Source organism: Maricaulis sp. (assembly GCF_039978735.1).
In the GTDB taxonomy this organism is placed as follows: domain Bacteria; phylum Pseudomonadota; class Alphaproteobacteria; order Caulobacterales; family Maricaulaceae; genus Maricaulis.
Genome location: NZ_JBDWAS010000027.1, coordinates 1 through 13,954 on the forward strand (window position 1 = coordinate 1; position 13,954 = coordinate 13,954).

The 13,954-nt window shown below is 65.8% G+C and carries 13 protein-coding genes, 1 pseudogene and 1 riboswitch; of the genes and pseudogenes, 3 read left to right on the top strand and 11 right to left on the bottom strand.

The window, feature by feature from the left end:
• Positions 1–137 (top strand): annotated as a pseudogene (locus ABJO18_RS07665) (IS5/IS1182 family transposase); the annotation flags it as partial.
• Between the two features lie 108 nt (positions 138–245).
• Here ABJO18_RS07665 and ABJO18_RS07670 read toward each other — a convergent pair.
• The 5 genes from ABJO18_RS07670 to ABJO18_RS07690 all read right to left on the bottom strand — a co-directional run bounded on the left by ABJO18_RS07670 (position 246) and on the right by ABJO18_RS07690 (position 5,970).
• Complete coding sequence (locus ABJO18_RS07670) at positions 246–1,016, bottom strand: ABC transporter ATP-binding protein (protein WP_348515824.1); 771 nt, start codon at positions 1,014–1,016, stop codon at positions 246–248.
• Positions 1,013–1,999, bottom strand: a complete 987-nt coding sequence (locus ABJO18_RS07675) for an iron ABC transporter permease (protein ID WP_348506905.1) — start codon at positions 1,997–1,999, stop codon at positions 1,013–1,015. Before ABJO18_RS07675 ends, ABJO18_RS07670 begins: the two co-directional genes overlap by 4 nt.
• Positions 1,996–2,763 (bottom strand): ABC transporter substrate-binding protein, encoded by a 768-nt coding sequence (locus ABJO18_RS07680; RefSeq protein WP_348506906.1) that lies wholly within the window; start codon positions 2,761–2,763, stop codon positions 1,996–1,998. The genes ABJO18_RS07675 and ABJO18_RS07680 overlap by 4 nt, the downstream gene beginning before the upstream one ends.
• Before the next feature lie 52 nt (positions 2,764–2,815).
• A complete protein-coding gene (locus ABJO18_RS07685; RefSeq protein WP_348506907.1) occupies positions 2,816–4,714 on the bottom strand; it encodes a TonB-dependent receptor in 1,899 nt (632 codons plus the stop codon).
• A gap of 107 nt (positions 4,715–4,821) precedes the next feature.
• A riboswitch (cobalamin riboswitch) is annotated at positions 4,822–5,033 on the bottom strand.
• Between the two features lie 52 nt (positions 5,034–5,085).
• The gene (locus tag ABJO18_RS07690; RefSeq protein WP_348506908.1) at positions 5,086–5,970 is read right to left on the bottom strand and encodes a WecB/TagA/CpsF family glycosyltransferase; all 885 of its coding nucleotides are present in this window, start codon (positions 5,968–5,970) and stop codon (positions 5,086–5,088) included.
• Positions 5,971–6,115: 145 nt separating this feature from the next.
• On the opposite strand from ABJO18_RS07690, the gene ABJO18_RS07695 reads away from it, so the two are divergent.
• A complete protein-coding gene (locus ABJO18_RS07695; protein ID WP_348506909.1) occupies positions 6,116–6,361 on the top strand; it encodes a hypothetical protein in 246 nt (81 codons plus the stop codon).
• Between the two features lie 4 nt (positions 6,362–6,365).
• Here the strand turns inward: ABJO18_RS07695 and mnmD are convergent, their stop codons facing one another.
• The 3 genes from mnmD to motA all read right to left on the bottom strand — a co-directional run bounded on the left by mnmD (position 6,366) and on the right by motA (position 9,635).
• Positions 6,366–8,102, bottom strand: coding sequence for a tRNA (5-methylaminomethyl-2-thiouridine)(34)-methyltransferase MnmD (gene mnmD / locus ABJO18_RS07700; RefSeq protein WP_348515825.1), 1,737 nt, complete (start codon positions 8,100–8,102; stop codon positions 6,366–6,368).
• A gap of 7 nt (positions 8,103–8,109) precedes the next feature.
• Positions 8,110–8,661, bottom strand: a complete 552-nt coding sequence (locus tag ABJO18_RS07705; RefSeq protein ID WP_348509291.1) for an alpha/beta hydrolase — start codon at positions 8,659–8,661, stop codon at positions 8,110–8,112.
• A gap of 101 nt (positions 8,662–8,762) precedes the next feature.
• The gene (gene motA, locus ABJO18_RS07710; RefSeq protein WP_271187002.1) at positions 8,763–9,635 is read right to left on the bottom strand and encodes a flagellar motor stator protein MotA; all 873 of its coding nucleotides are present in this window, start codon (positions 9,633–9,635) and stop codon (positions 8,763–8,765) included.
• A 207-nt stretch (positions 9,636–9,842) separates the two neighbouring features.
• On the opposite strand from motA, the gene ABJO18_RS07715 reads away from it, so the two are divergent.
• Positions 9,843–11,117 (top strand): MFS transporter, encoded by a 1,275-nt coding sequence (locus ABJO18_RS07715; RefSeq protein ID WP_348509290.1) that lies wholly within the window; start codon positions 9,843–9,845, stop codon positions 11,115–11,117.
• A 41-nt stretch (positions 11,118–11,158) separates the two neighbouring features.
• Here the strand turns inward: ABJO18_RS07715 and ABJO18_RS07720 are convergent, their stop codons facing one another.
• From ABJO18_RS07720 to ABJO18_RS07730, 3 genes are read right to left on the bottom strand one after another with little or no spacing between them, the layout of a single operon-like run.
• Positions 11,159–12,370, bottom strand: coding sequence for a lytic murein transglycosylase (locus ABJO18_RS07720; RefSeq protein WP_348515826.1), 1,212 nt, complete (start codon positions 12,368–12,370; stop codon positions 11,159–11,161).
• Positions 12,367–13,146 carry a DUF1194 domain-containing protein gene (locus ABJO18_RS07725; RefSeq protein WP_348507590.1) on the bottom strand — a complete coding sequence of 260 codons (780 nt, stop codon included), beginning with the start codon at positions 13,144–13,146 and terminating at the stop codon, positions 12,367–12,369. Before ABJO18_RS07725 ends, ABJO18_RS07720 begins: the two co-directional genes overlap by 4 nt.
• Positions 13,143–13,937: a DUF1194 domain-containing protein gene (locus ABJO18_RS07730; RefSeq protein ID WP_348507589.1), complete on the bottom strand. Its 795-nt coding sequence runs from the start codon at positions 13,935–13,937 to the stop codon at positions 13,143–13,145. The genes ABJO18_RS07725 and ABJO18_RS07730 overlap by 4 nt, the downstream gene beginning before the upstream one ends.
• Positions 13,938–13,954: the final 17 nt, after the last annotated feature.

Here is a 13,954-nt window from a genome sequence, read left to right on the forward strand (position 1 = left end):
TCGAACGTTTCTTCTGCAAACTCAAGCAGTTCAGGCGGATCGCAACGCGCTTCGACAAGCATGCCGCCAACTTCCTCGCCGCAATCGCTCTCGCTTCAGCAAGGATCTGGATGCGCGCAATTGAGTCCGCGGCCTAGGCGCCGCAGAGCATTTTCAGCAAAAGTGGGAACCGGTTTTGCGGTTCGAAAATGCGACCACTGAAAAGCTGGAGCAATTTCATCGGCCTCAATCGCGATGAAATTGCTCTAGCGCAAGAGCGGAAGCGGCGCGAGGCGGGTCGGAACGATGCCGCCCGGCGCGCGCACGTCAAAGGCTTCGCTAACGACCGCTTCGGACAGGGCGGCATCGGCCGGACCGTCGGCCAGGATGGCGCCCCGCTTCATCACCAGAACGCGGTCGGCGAAGCGGGCGGCGAGATCGAGGGCGTGCACGGCAACAATCACCTGCGTTCCCGCCTTCGCCGCATCCTGCAGAATCTCCATCACGCCAAGCTGATGCCGGATATCGAGGGCGGCTGTCGGCTCGTCGAGCACCAGCAAGGGTGCATGGCCGGCAAGTGTCCGGGCGATCAGTGCACGCGCTCGCTCGCCGGACGACAGCGTGTCGAACCGCCGGCCGGCCAGATCGGCAATACCGGTCTGCTCCATGGCCCGATCGATCGCGGCGCGATCCTCTTCCCCGAGCGCACGCAAGGGCTGGCGCCAGGGCGCACGCCCCAGCGCGACGAGATTGCGCACGGTCATCGGCCAGGCCGACCGTCCGTCTGGCGCCAGATAACCGATCATCCGGGCCCGCTCGCGCAGCGGCATGTCGCCAAGCGGCCGCCCGCCCAGTTCCACACGCCCGCTCGCCGGCTGCAACAGACCGGCGGCCAGCCTCAGCAGGGTCGACTTGCCCGCCCCGTTCGGGCCGACAAGCGCGGCAATACCGCCGCCCCCGAAGGACAGGCTGGTCCGGCGCAGCAGAAGCCGGTCGCCATAGCCGAAGTCGACATGATGGAAATCCAGCCGGCTCATGGCGCCACCCGTTGCGATGTGCGCACCAGCCAGAGGAAGAAGGGCGCGCCGACCAGTGCCGTGACCACACCGAGATAAAGCGGCATGCCGGGCCCGGACATGAGCCGTACGAACAGGTCGGCCAACGTCACCAGGAGCGCCCCGCCAAGCATGGAGGGCAGGATCAGTGCGCCGGGGCGGTGAGCCACCAGCGGGCGCAGAAGATGCGGCACCACGAGCCCGACGAAACCGATCGCACCGGCCACCGCTACACCGCCGCCGACAGCCAGCGCGGTCCCGGCGACCACGGTGAGGCGTTGCCGCCGCAAATTCACACCCAGGCTGACCGCCGTCTCTTCGCCCAGGCTCAGCGCATCCAGGCTGCGCCCTGTCGTCGACAGGATCGCCAGACCGGCGAGGATCAGCGGGGCGGCAAAGGCGATCTCCGTCCAGCTGGCATCCTTCAGCGACCCCATCAGCCAATAGGCGATCTCGGCCAGCGCCCACGGATTGGGTGCCAGATTCATCAGCAATGCCGTCAGGGCGCCCGCCATCGCATTCACGGCCACCCCCGACAGGATCAGCGTGGTTGCCGACGCGCCGCGCCCCGCGATCAGGAAAAGCAGGGTCACACCGGCGGAGGCACCGAACACGCCCGCGATCGGCAGCGCCAGCGCAAACAGGGAAGCCAGCCCGAAGTAAAGCGCCGTAACGGCGCCAAGGCCGGCACTCGCCGACACGCCGACAACGCCGGGATCGGCCAGCGGATTGCGAAAGAAGCCCTGCATGACAGCGCCAGCCCCGCCAAGCCCGGCTCCGACCAGAACGCCCAGCAGGACACGCGGCAGTCTGAGCTCGCGCAGGATCAGCGTGTCGAGCGATGGCGTCGCGGAAAACAGCCCGTCAATTGCCGCGAGCCCCGTGCCGCCGCAAAAGAGCGACAGGCCTGCGGCCACCACGAGACCGGCCGCCAGCCCTGTCACGAGAAAGGCGCGCCCGCTCATGACGGCACCTGCGCGGACCAGTCGTCGATGATATCGGCGATCCTTTCGGCAGCATCGATCAGGCGCGGACCGGCGCAGGGCCAGTCGCTGGCAGGAATGGTTTCGGTTTCACCCTGCGTGAGTACGCGGCGGTAGGCCGAATGCCGCGCCGCACGGTTCGACAGGCCCTCATAGCCATCCGTGAAAAAACTCGTGAGTACGATATCGGCCTCCACGGCGAGCACGGTCTCGGGATCGCCGGCCGGCCAGCCGGTTACACCCTCCTCCGCCATGACATTGACGCCACCGGCCGCCTTGATCGCCGCGTCGATATACGTCCCCTCACCGGCCGTTCCACCGGATGCGCTCAGATAGAGCACACGCGGCGACACGCCCCGTTCTGCGCTACGCGCAGACAGCGCTGCCAGGCGGCGGTCGAGCGACGCAATCGCCGCTTCGGCCTCCGCGTCGCGATGCAGATGACGGCCCAGCGCGACAAGATTGGCACGCACGCCATCGAAACCGCTCGCCCAGCTCAGCTCGAAGGTTTCAAACCCGGTCCGTTCCAGCATGCGGCGCGTGCGCGCGCCCTCGCCCGCCCCGAACACGGTCAGGCCCGGCGCCAGGGCGTAGAGCCTTTCCGCGTCATTCCACGCTTTGGGGAGGCTGCGCGCCCAGTCCGGCGCGGCCGAGACCGGATGATCGGCCTGCCAGGACAGGGCCGCAATGCGGCCCGGTCCCGCCAGTTCGAGGACATAGGCGTCGGCACACAGCGATGTGGACACGACCCCGTCCCGGGCATGCAGAACGCGCACGCCGCCGCCGGCAAATGCCGGACTAGCCGTTGCGCAGACGCAGGCCAAGATACAGGCCGCGGCCCGGCGTATGATAGCCGAACACATCCTGATACTCCTCATCGAGCAGGTTTTCGCCGCGCACATAAAGCTCCAGCGCATCGGTCGCCTTCCAGCGCACCTGACCGCCCACTAGTGTGTAGGCGTCCAGCGTCACCGTCCGGAACGTACTGAAATCCGTATCCAGCTGATCGCCGGTATGGTCGATGGTCAGTGCGCCGGACCAGTCGAGGTTTGCCGGGTGCCAGTCGAGCGTCAGCGATGCCAGCTGCTCCGGCCGGCGGATCTCCGCAACACCGTTCTCCTCGCTCTCCAGCAGGGAAAGCGATCCGAATGCCGACCAGCCGCCGGAAATATCCCAGCTGCCGGACAGTTCGACGCCCGAGCGGTTGGAGAGCGATGCGGCGTTCAGCGCGGTCGACGGGAAAGACGAGTAGTCGGTATAGATCTCGTCCTCGAGCTCGGACTCGAAATAGACGGCGGAAAGCGTCGCACGCCCGTCCAGCAGGGTCTGGTCCCAGCCGATCTCCCAGCCCGAAGAGCGCTCGGGGTCCAGGTTCGGATTGCCGACAAAACTGCCCGGGAAATAGCCGAACAACTCGTAGATCCCCGGATTCTTGACCCCTTCGCCAAAGCTCACCCGGGCCCGGCCATCCACCGTCTCAAACGCCCAGCCGGCGCCGACACGCCAGGTCGTGGCATCGTCGAACCGGTCATGGATATCGCGGCGGACGGACGCCGTCAGTGTGAGCGCGCCATGGTCCAGACCGTAATCGGCCGCGAAAGCACTCGCCTCGATCGAGGGGGACTGGTTGGATCCGGCCCCCGGCGCCGTGAAGGATTTCAAACGATCCCGGTCATGCTCGACAAGACCCGTCAGGCGGTGCTGCGTCTCGCCCGTCGACCAGCGGCCGGTGACTTCATAGTGGGACTGGAGCCGCTGCCCCAGCGAACGGCCGGTCGATGCGCCATCCGCATAGTTCTCGACCTCGTCATCGGTGAGCTGCACGGCCAGTTCGTGCTCGATCCGGAACCCGCCGGCCGAATGCTCGGCCAGCAGTGCGGCGCGTGCAAAGACGGTCTGGCCGTCCGTGTTGCGGTCCACATCGTTCAACAGGCCATCAAAGTCGGTATCGCTGTCAAACGCGCTTTCATAGGACAGCCAGCGCGCCGAGCCTTCAAACCGGACAATGTCGTTGAGCGCGTATCCGCCCGCGAGATTGACGGTCTCGTTCTCATAGCCATCTTCCTCGCCGCCGGTACCCGACACGTCGATCCCGTCGCTGCGATAGGCACTGCCGGACAGGGTCAGCCAGCCTCGCTCGAAAGTCGAGGCGATCCGGCCATCGCCATGGAAGGTCCCGAATTCGCCGCCCTCAAGTCCCAGCGAGGTTGTCATGCCCGTTTCGGGCCGTGCCGTGGTCAGGCGGACGACACCGCCAATCGCATCCGCCCCCCACAGGGCCGACTGTTCGCCGCGCGACACCTCGATCGAACCGAGATCGTTGAACGCAAAATGCGCGAAATCCGCTTCACCGGTGAAGGGATTGTTGGCCTCCACACCGTCGATCAGAACGAGGACATGATTAGCCTCGGCGCCGCGCGCACGGATCTGGGTCAGCGCGCCGGGAGCGCCCGAATGCGAGACCGCCAGGCCCGGCACGGCGCGCAGGATATCGGCCGCAAAGACCGATCCACGGGCCTGAATATCGGCAGCATCAAGGCGGGTGATACTCGCCGTCGCATCGTCGGCCGGTATCGGCACGCGGGCAGCGGTGATCAGGATGACATCATCGTCCTGCGCGTCCTGGGCCAGGACAGCGGGTGAAATCAGGATTGAACTGGCCGCCAGCGCCAGCGGCAGCGATTTGTGTATGCGCATGTACCACGTCTCCACAGCATGGTGACCGGCCGCACGCGCGACCGGCGGGTTGCAAGGAGTCGTCGAAAACGGAAAATCCGCGCCAGCCTCGTGTTTTCCCGCACGAGCGGACAGACGACGGCGATGGCAGGTCTTCCGGCTTGCGGGTCAATGCGGACGATGCCCCTTCCCGGAGCCGTAAGCTCCAGTGGTTACATGCATCGCCGCTCGCCGCTTACGGCTGCGGGCACAGCGCCGGACTTGGACATCACCTGAAAAGTGGTGACCGCACCGGCTTCCCGATTAATCCCGTGAGGGAACCATCGCGGCGCGGACGCTAGGGCCGGCCGCGGCAAAAGGCAATGCCAGTGCCCCGCATGTAACAGTGTGTATCACTCACGTGACGCTAACTGGGCTTCCAGGTTGCGGATACGTTGGTGAAGTGCACGCTCTTTGACACGGTCCGGCTGCGAAAGCGCGCGTTCGAGCGCGCGCAGCTCACGCTGGGTTTTCCGCCAGCGCTGCCAGAGCAGAAACACTTTGGGTCCCTCGACCAGATAGCGGCGCCACATCCGGCCCGGCTCCTGCACGAGACGGTGCAACCACTCCAGCCGTGCCCGCTGGATCCAGACCGGTGCCCGGCGGGCCTTGCCACCCAGGAAGTCCAGAGACGCACCCACGCACAGTCCGACACCCGTGCAATCGCCGCGGTCAAGACAGGCTTCCGCGATCATTTCCTGCTGCGGAGACCCCACGCAGATCAGGACAAAGCGCGACGGATTCTCGGCGACAAAGCGGGCACATTCCGCAACCGCTTCCGGATTGTTGCGCAGCCCCATCGGCGGTTCGTGCCAGCGCACATCTTTCAAGCCATAGCGTGCTGCCACGGCATCGATGACGGCGCGATTGCCGCCAATGATCGTCAGCGGTGCGGCCGGGTCGATTGCGGTGTCGAACAGGCGCGCCGTCAGGTCCGAACCCGGTGCGATATCGATGCGCTCGCCCGACATGCGGCCGATCAGTTCCAGGATACGGCTGTCGCAGACCGTCAGCCAGGCCTGGGCATAGAGCGTGGCGAGCACGGTGTCGTGCTCGAGCCGGACCAGATGATCCACATTGGGTGTGACGACAAAAGCGAAGGGGCTGGCCGGATCGCGTTCGGTGATGCGGCGCAAGGCCGTATCCAGACCGATCTTGTCGAAGGCCGAGTTCAGAAACCAGATATGACGCGAACCATTACGCCGTTCGACGAAGCTGCCGCTGGCTGCTGCCTGCATGATCTGACACCCTTTGTCCCGTTACGCGCCAGGCGCGACCGTTTCACCCGGAGCGATGCAAGCGGCGCGCCGTTTTCCCCGGTGGCGTGCATCCAATCGGACCTCCTGCGGCATCCAGAGACGCAAAGGTCAAGGAGGGCCCGGCATGCTTGTGAAAACGGGAGTTCTGGCAGCCATGGCGGCACTGCCCGCCGTCTCGCTGGCGCTGCCGCCGGTGACCGGCCTGAATGTCACCCTGTCGGTAGGCGGTTACGCGCTTGTTCTGGACGGACACAGGGCACCGGATTTCCGGATCGATGCGACCTGTTTCGCAACACCCTGCCCGCTCGCCGAGCTGCGTTTCGAGAGATCCGACCGGACGCCGGGAGAACCGCTCCCCGAAGCGGTGTAGCGCCTTAGCCGCCGCGCCTCTGGCGGCGTATCTCGAAACGGGCCGGATCGAATGCTTCGGCCGCGGATCGGGGCAGTGCGGGCATATGCCCATGAGCGAGAGCTGCGACATGTTCGGCCAGCAGGGGCGCGTGGGCAAAGCCACGCGAGCCGAGACCGGAGAGAACAAAGCTTCGCGGCCCCAGCGCTCCGGCGACCGGGAGCCGGTCCGGCGTCGAGGCTCGCACACCACGCCAGGTCTGCACGACCTCGCCGGCTTTCAATGAGGGAAAATGCCGAGCGTAGGCTTCGCGGAAGCCAGCAATCGCAGGCTCATCCGGCCCGGCATCCTCGCCGGCCACATGGGTCGCTCCAACCAGCACACCGCCCGGCGCCGCACAGGCATAGCCGCCCCAGGTCACAGGCTGCGCCGGCGCTTCGCCTGCAAAGACCGCGACCTGCCCTGCGCTCGGTGAAATGTCCGGATACCAGGCCGCCGCGCCGGCTCCACAGGCAAACACAATGCAATCCGCGCGGCACAGTGTTTCGCCATCTGCATCCGCCAGCTGGACGTCGCCGTCCGTCTCGGCAATCGACGCAACCCGCGCCTCGTGAACCGGCACATCGCCCAGCATCTGTGCGACGATGCGCGCCGGTTCGATGCGGGCGGCGGCGTGCATCTGCAGCACCGCCCCATCCCACTCGACCCGCTCGTCCATCAGGGCGGCGATACCGGCGAAACGCTGCGCTTCGCGTTCATCCTTCGCCAGCCGGACGACCCCGCCGGGATAGAAGCCGTCGAAGTCTTCATAACATCTGCGCGCATAATCAAACGCCGCCAGGGTTGCGCGGACATGGGGCCGGTCGGCGCGCTCCAGGCGCGGCGTCAGCAGCCCGGCCGGTGCACCGGAGGCGCCGCCCGCCGGCCCGGCAGCGTCGAACACGACAACCTCGCTCCCCCGCCCCGCAAAGGCACGGGCCAGACTGGCCCCGGCAATTCCCGCACCGATGATCGCGACCTTCCGCGGCGGCGGCATTGTTGCGGCGGGTGTTCCGGGAAACACGGCCTCCAGACGCTCGCGCTTGCGCCCGAAGCCGGGGCGTTTGACCACCTCGAAGCCGGCGGCCTGCAGGCCCCGCCGGACATGACCGGCTACCGTGAACGTGCCGACCCGCGCGCCCGACGCCGAGAGCCGGCCGACCTCGTCGAGCACATCCTGGGACCACATGGCGTCATTCTTCGCCGGCGCAAACCCGTCGAGGAACCAGGCGTCGGCGCGGAAATCCATGTCTGCCAGTGCAAGCTCGACCGCGTCGTGAACGACGGTGATCGCGAACCCGTCCTCGGAAAACACAAGGCGATGAACGCCCTTCTGCCGCGACGGCCATTGTGCCAGAAGACGCGTTGTGAGCGGTTCGAGATCCGGCCAGGCCGCAAAGGCGCGAACGGCTTCGTCGCGGCTCAACGGATGCTTCTCGACGGAGACGAAATCCAGCCATGCTCCGGACGGCCGGGTCTCGCGCCAGAGCTGCCAGAGCGCCAGCGCGCTCAGCCCGGTACCAAAGCCCAGCTCTCCGACAACAAAATGCCGCCGCCCCTGCCAGGCCTCGGGCAGCCCGCAGCCGGCAAGGAAAACCGCCCGCGTCTCTTCCAGACCGTCCTCGGCGGAAAAATAGACATCGCCATAATCGGCCGCACGCGGGCCGGACGGCTCGCTCCAGTCGAGCCGGGCCGGTTCGCAAACCAGGCTCTCTTCGGTCATGACCGGCCTAGAGCGTCTGGGTGAAGCGGGCGAAGGCCATCAGACCCTCCGGCCAGGGACCGTGTCCGCTTTCCGGCTCGAAATGCCCGGCCTCGCCGGCATTGCCGAAATGAATACCCCAATCGCGCGCCCAGGCTTCCGCCTTGGTGATGTTGCAGGTGGGATCATTGGAGCTGGCCAGCAGCAGGCCGGCAAAGCCGAGCGGCTGGCGCGGCACCGGATCGAAGCCGTGATCGCCATAGGTCGTCTTCAGTTCGGGACGCTCCCAGTCCGATGCACCGACCAGAAAGGCACCCGCGATCTTGCCGGTGAGCGCCGGAGCCGCATGGGCCACCGTGAGCACTCCCAGCGCATGCGCGACGAGAATGACGGGCTTTTCCGCCTCGCCGACCGCATCGACCAGCCGGTTGACCCAGGTCTCGCGCTGCGGCCGGTTCCAGTCATCCTGATCCACGCGACGCGCCGTGGACATATTGTCCTGCCAGCGCGTCAGCCAGTGGAAGGGAGACGGATTGCCCGCACCGGGCACGATGAGAATGTCGCTGTCCTTGATCTTCATGACGCCGTTCTAGCGCCGATCAGGGCAAACGCCATCCCCCCAAATGAAATGGCGCGGAACCGGTGGGTTCCGCGCCAGTTGTCCTCGTGCGGCCTTGTCGATCAGCCGACTTCGGAGGGTATCTGGTCCAGGGCTGTTTCCAGCTCGGCAAAGCTGGGCTGCATCTTGGAGGGGACGCCCCCGCGGCCGATCTCGACCGAGATCTGGGCCGCATTCCCGTGCAGGTGCGCCACGAGCACATCCTGGATGATCTTGTAGAAGCTGTGTTCCTCGTCATAGACGGCCTGCATGTAGGCCGCAAAGGGGCCGACAAAGCCGTAGGCGATGAACACGCCAAGGAAGGTACCGACCAGGGCGCCGCCGATATAACCGCCCAGAATGGCCGGCGGGCTTTCGATCGCGCCCATCGTCTTGATCACGCCGAGCACGGCAGCCACGATGCCCAGGGCCGGCAGGCCGTCTGCCATGGTCTGCATGGCGTGGGCGGGATCGGCGGCCTCGTGATGGTGCTTTTCCAGCTGCTTTTCCATCGCGTCTTCGACCTGGTGCGGGTCTTCCAGGTTCATCGTCATCATGCGCAGCGTGTCGCAGATGAAGTCGACGGCGAAATGATCCTTCATGATCCGGGGATAGCGCGTGAAGATCGCGCTGTCCTTGGGGTTCTCGATATGGCTTTCGAGCGCGATAACCCCTTTTGTTTTCATTGTTTTTGTTAGCAAGAACAAGAGTGAGAGCAGGTCGGTATAGTCCTGCGCCTTCCATTTGGGGCCGGTGAAGATCTTGGCGAAATCGCCGAGGGTCTTCATCACCGTCTTCGGCTTGTTGCCGATCAGGAAGGCGCCGACAGCCGCGCCGCCGATCATCATCATCTCGAAGGGCATGGCTTTGAGGATGACATCGAAATGGCCGCCGGCCAGCGAGAAGCCGCCGAACACCATGACGAACACGACAATGATGCCGATAATCTGGAACATTTTGTACCGTCCACCGCTCTGGAAGGCCGTTTCTCGACCCGTTTGACCGGCACTATGACGGGACAAGCTTAATGTCCGGTTGAACGCGCGTTATGCGGGTGTTTACGGATCAGCGACGCGGCGCCCCGGCCACTGACGGTCATTCCGGCATACCCGCTCTTTAAAAACTCATTGGACGGTGGGGAATCCGCGGTCTAGATCAGCATCATGACCCCGCCCCAGACTGCGTCCACACCCACCAGTCCCGCCGAAAGACGCCAGGCCTTCCGCCTGCTTTTCCTGTGCCTGATGGCAACCGGCATCGGCAACAACATGCTGTTCGCGATCCTGCCGCCGCTGGCCCGTGGACTGGCCGTGCCGGAATACTGGGTCGGCGCGATCTACACGGTTTCGGCCGTCCTCTTCATGACGATGACACCGGTGTGGGGCGCCCTGTCCGACCGCCGGGGACGCAAACCTTTCATCGTCTTCGGCCTGTGCGCCTTTGCCTGTTCGACCCTGATCTTTGCTGCCGCAGCCTGGGCCGGGGAAAGCGGGTGGATCCCGCCATTGGGCGCAATCTTTGCCATGGCGCTGGCCCGCACCCTGTTCGGCGGGCTTGGCTCGGCAACCAACCCGTCAGCGCAGGCCTATGTCGCCGACCGGACCAGCCCTGGCGAGCGGACAGAAGCGCTGGCCGGGCTGACGGCCGCCTTCGGCCTGGGTGCGGTAATCGGTCCCACCCTCGCGGCGACCCTGGTCGAACTGGTGGGCGTGCCGATCTTCATGGTGATCATTTCGGCGATGGTCGCCTCTGGCGCCTTCGCAGTGTGGTACCGGCTGCCCGAACAGTCCCCGCCCAAACTGCAGAGCCGGCCGATCAATCCCTTTGCGCAATTCGCCTTCGGCGCCGATCCGCGGATCTTCCCGTTTGTGGCTTATGGCTGTGTCGCCTGGGTCGTGCAGTCACTCAGCCTGTCCACGCTAGCCTTTTTCGTGATGGACTCTTTGCAGCTGGACGAGGCCGCGGGGTTGCAGATGTCGTCCATCGCGCTGGCTGCGGGCGCGGGCGCACTGATCGTCGCCCAGCTGGTGGTAATTCCGGCCCTGCACGCCAGTCCGCGCATCCTGATGTCGCTGGGTGCAGGGATCACCATGGCGGGGTTCGCCCTGATGATCGTGGCGCCCAACTATGCCGGTATTGTCACGGCCTACATCCTGATTTCATTTGCGTTCGGACTGGCCCGCTCGGGCTTTGTCGGCGGGGCCTCGATCGCCGTGGAGCCTGAAGAACAGGGCCGGGTCGCGGGCCTGACCACCGCCACAGCCGGGCTGGGCTTCATCCTCGGCCCGGTCGGCGGCCTGTTCATGTACAACCAGCTGGGCCACCTCGTGCCCTATTATGTCGCCTTCGTGCTGGCCGCGATCACACTGGCGCTCGCCTGGTTCCATCCCGGCATTCGCCGGGTCGCCAACATCGTCGAGGTGAAGCCAGAGCCCTGAGCAACCCAGGGCTCCGATAACAGATCGTCAGAGCGCGCGGACTACCGGGCAGCCGCGGCGGCCATCACCGCGTCATACATCGCCTGGCCGACATAGCCGTCGGCGAGATGGCCGTTGGAGCGCTGGAAAGCGCGCAGCGCCGCGCGGGTGTTGGGTCCGGCAAGGCCGTCCGGTGTGCCGCTGTCGAAACCCAGCGCGTTGAGCGCCGCCTGAAGTTCGCGCGTCTGGCTGCGGGTGATCGGCGGATTGTTTTCCGGCCACGGCCCTTCGAAAGGCTCGCCACCCGCGATCCGGTCTGCCAGATGGGCAACCCCGATCGCGTAGCTGGTGGAGTTGTTGTAGCGCAGGATCACACGGAAGTTCGGGAAGGTCAGGAAGCCCGGCCCCGAACCGCCGGCCGGCAGATCCAGCCGCGCCGCCTGCATCAGCAAGTCGGCCGACCACTCGCCGCGCGCCGGTTCGATACCGAGCACCGCCCATTGCGACACCAGGCGCGACTGCCCCGGGTCCCAAGCGGCGAAATCAAAGCTCTCCGGCACATCGACTTCGACCACTGCAGGCTGACCTGGCCGCCAGCCGGCCCGGCCGAGCAGATTGGCGGCAGATGCCAGCGCATCGGCTTCATTCGTCCAGATATTGCGGCGGCCATCGCCATCCCAGTCATGGGCGCGTTCCAGATAGGTCGACGGGATGAACTGCATCTGGCCCATCGCGCCTGCCCACGAGCCAGTGAGCTGGTCGCGCGTGGCATAGCCATTGTCCAGCATGTGCCCGACCGCAATCAGCTCGCCTTCCGCCCAGTTGCGGCGGCGGCCTTCCCAGGCCAGCGTCGCCAGCGAGCGGACAATATCGTTATTGCCGGGGATCTCGCCATAGGAGCTTTCCAGCCCCCAGATCGCGATCAGGATTTCCGGACGCACCTCGAAATGCGCAGCAATGGCATCAACCGTCTCACGGTTTTCGGCATAGGCCGCCCGGCCGTTGCGGATGCGCAGGTCTGACGCCGCGATATCGAGATAGGACCAGAGCGGACGCACGAATTCCGGCTGGCTGCGGTCGCGCTCGATGATGCGCATGTCCGGCTCCAGCCCGTCCAGCATGGATGCGACGGTGTCCGGGGTGGCGCCGGACGCTTCCAGCCGGCCGCGGAATCCGGCGAGCCAGTCGGCGAAGCTCTCACCGTCGGGCTGGGCAAGCGTGGCGGTGGTGACGGTGGCAACGAGGGCCAGGCTGGCCAGTAGCGTACGGATCATCCATTCCTCGTGAAGCGCAGCGGATCGAGATTGGCGATCTCGATGATAAGCTTCCGTTTCAATGCGTCCACGAAATCATGGTGTTCGTTTGTTGGCGAAATGAAGGCGCCGGGTCCGGCGATCACTTCATTCTCGAAATAGGCGGCCACATCGATCGAGACTGACGGCCGGAAGGGATGCTGACGGGCATTGTCGATCGGCAGGCCGTTGATGGTGATCATTTCGGCCTCGGCCCGGTTGCGCGCGGCCGAAAGACTGGGTCCGGCATTCTGGGGGCCATCGCCTGACAGGTCGATCACCCGGCGTACGCCGTCATAGCGATTGTCCGCGATCAGGCTGACCGAATTATCGATCGCACCGCCAATCGCAGTGCGCCGGCCGGAAATGAAGGGCGCGGTCGCCAGTGTCGCGGCGAAGGCCCGGGCATCGTCTTCCGTCTCGATCACTGTCCAGGGCGCCACAACGCGCTGGAAGTCGGCATCGGCCCATTCCAGATACATCACCGCGATGCGGCCATAGCCGCCGGACTGGATCGCGGAGATCACCTCCGGGTCGGCGAGCGCCGCGACATGACCTTCGCGCTGACGCCGCGCCTCGACCTCGTCGATCGAGGACGACACATCGACCGCCAGTACGAGCTCGAGATCGACCATCTCGCGGCCATCCTCGGCGTACTGGGTCTCGCGGGTATACCAGTCGGGTGTCGCGGCAAGATTGCCGCCGGTCAGACAAAGGACGGCCAGGATCGAAAGGCCGGCCCGGACGGCAAGTCTCATGGCGCCAGACCCGTTTCCGACGCGGTCGCGGGACGGGCGGGGTCGCGGCCCAGCTCTTCCGGCGATGGCAGCGCCCCCGCGATCTCGATGACCAGCTTGCGCAGGATTGCTTCGCGGAACTCCGCCTCGGTGCGGGCCGGCAGGACGAAGGCGCCCGGACCAGTGATGACGTTTTCCTCGAAATAGCCATCGAGATTCATCTCGACGGGCCGCACCCAGCGGCCATTGCCCGTGGAGATCACCGGCAGACCGTTGACCACCACGCCGGCCGCATCCGCACGCGCCCGCGCCTGTTCCAGCGGCAGTCCCTGGTTCTGCGGCCCGTCGCCGGAGATATCGATGATGCGGCGGGGAGCCGAGTGCGCATTACTCTCGATACGCTGCACACTGTCAGCGATCGCTGCCCCGATAGCGGTGTAGTGGCCGCGTTCGAGCGGTGCGGCGGCGACGCGGGCAGCAAACTCCAGCGCGTCTTCCTCGCTGGCGATCACGGTCCAGTCAGCCGCGGCGCGCTGAAAACCGCTATCGGCCCATTCCACATAGGTCACGGCGATCCGGCCCAGCGGCCCGCCCTGGATCGAGCGGATCACATCCTCAGAGGCAAGGGCAGCCACATAGCCCTCGCGCTGGCGGCGCGCCTCTTCCTCGTCAACGGAATAGGAGATGTCGACGGCGAGCACGAGCTCGACATCCACGTCGTAATCATAGGTGAAATCGTCGTACTGCGCGCTGGCGCCAGCCGCGAAAAGGGCCGCTGCCGCGACCCCGAAGCATACCCCGAACCCTGTCATGGCGCGCACACTATGAA

Bases quoted from the DNA above. Each gene is read 5' to 3' on its own strand.
- ABJO18_RS07705 (WP_348509291.1), bottom strand. From the start codon at position 8,661: ATGAAGATCAAGGACAGCGACATTCTCATCGTGCCCGGTGCGGGCAAT.
- ABJO18_RS07730 (WP_348507589.1), bottom strand. From the start codon at position 13,937: ATGACAGGGTTCGGGGTATGCTTCGGGGTCGCGGCAGCGGCCCTTTTC.
- ABJO18_RS07715 (WP_348509290.1), top strand. From the start codon at position 9,843: ATGACCCCGCCCCAGACTGCGTCCACACCCACCAGTCCCGCCGAAAGA.
- ABJO18_RS07720 (WP_348515826.1), bottom strand. From the start codon at position 12,370: ATGATCCGTACGCTACTGGCCAGCCTGGCCCTCGTTGCCACCGTCACC.
- mnmD (WP_348515825.1), bottom strand. From the start codon at position 8,102: ATGACCGAAGAGAGCCTGGTTTGCGAACCGGCCCGGCTCGACTGGAGC.
- ABJO18_RS07685 (WP_348506907.1), bottom strand. From the start codon at position 4,714: ATGCGCATACACAAATCGCTGCCGCTGGCGCTGGCGGCCAGTTCAATC.
- motA (WP_271187002.1), bottom strand. From the start codon at position 9,635: ATGTTCCAGATTATCGGCATCATTGTCGTGTTCGTCATGGTGTTCGGC.
- ABJO18_RS07725 (WP_348507590.1), bottom strand. From the start codon at position 13,146: ATGAGACTTGCCGTCCGGGCCGGCCTTTCGATCCTGGCCGTCCTTTGT.
- ABJO18_RS07670 (WP_348515824.1), bottom strand. From the start codon at position 1,016: ATGAGCCGGCTGGATTTCCATCATGTCGACTTCGGCTATGGCGACCGG.
- ABJO18_RS07690 (WP_348506908.1), bottom strand. From the start codon at position 5,970: ATGCAGGCAGCAGCCAGCGGCAGCTTCGTCGAACGGCGTAATGGTTCG.
- ABJO18_RS07695 (WP_348506909.1), top strand. From the start codon at position 6,116: ATGCTTGTGAAAACGGGAGTTCTGGCAGCCATGGCGGCACTGCCCGCC.
- ABJO18_RS07675 (WP_348506905.1), bottom strand. From the start codon at position 1,999: ATGAGCGGGCGCGCCTTTCTCGTGACAGGGCTGGCGGCCGGTCTCGTG.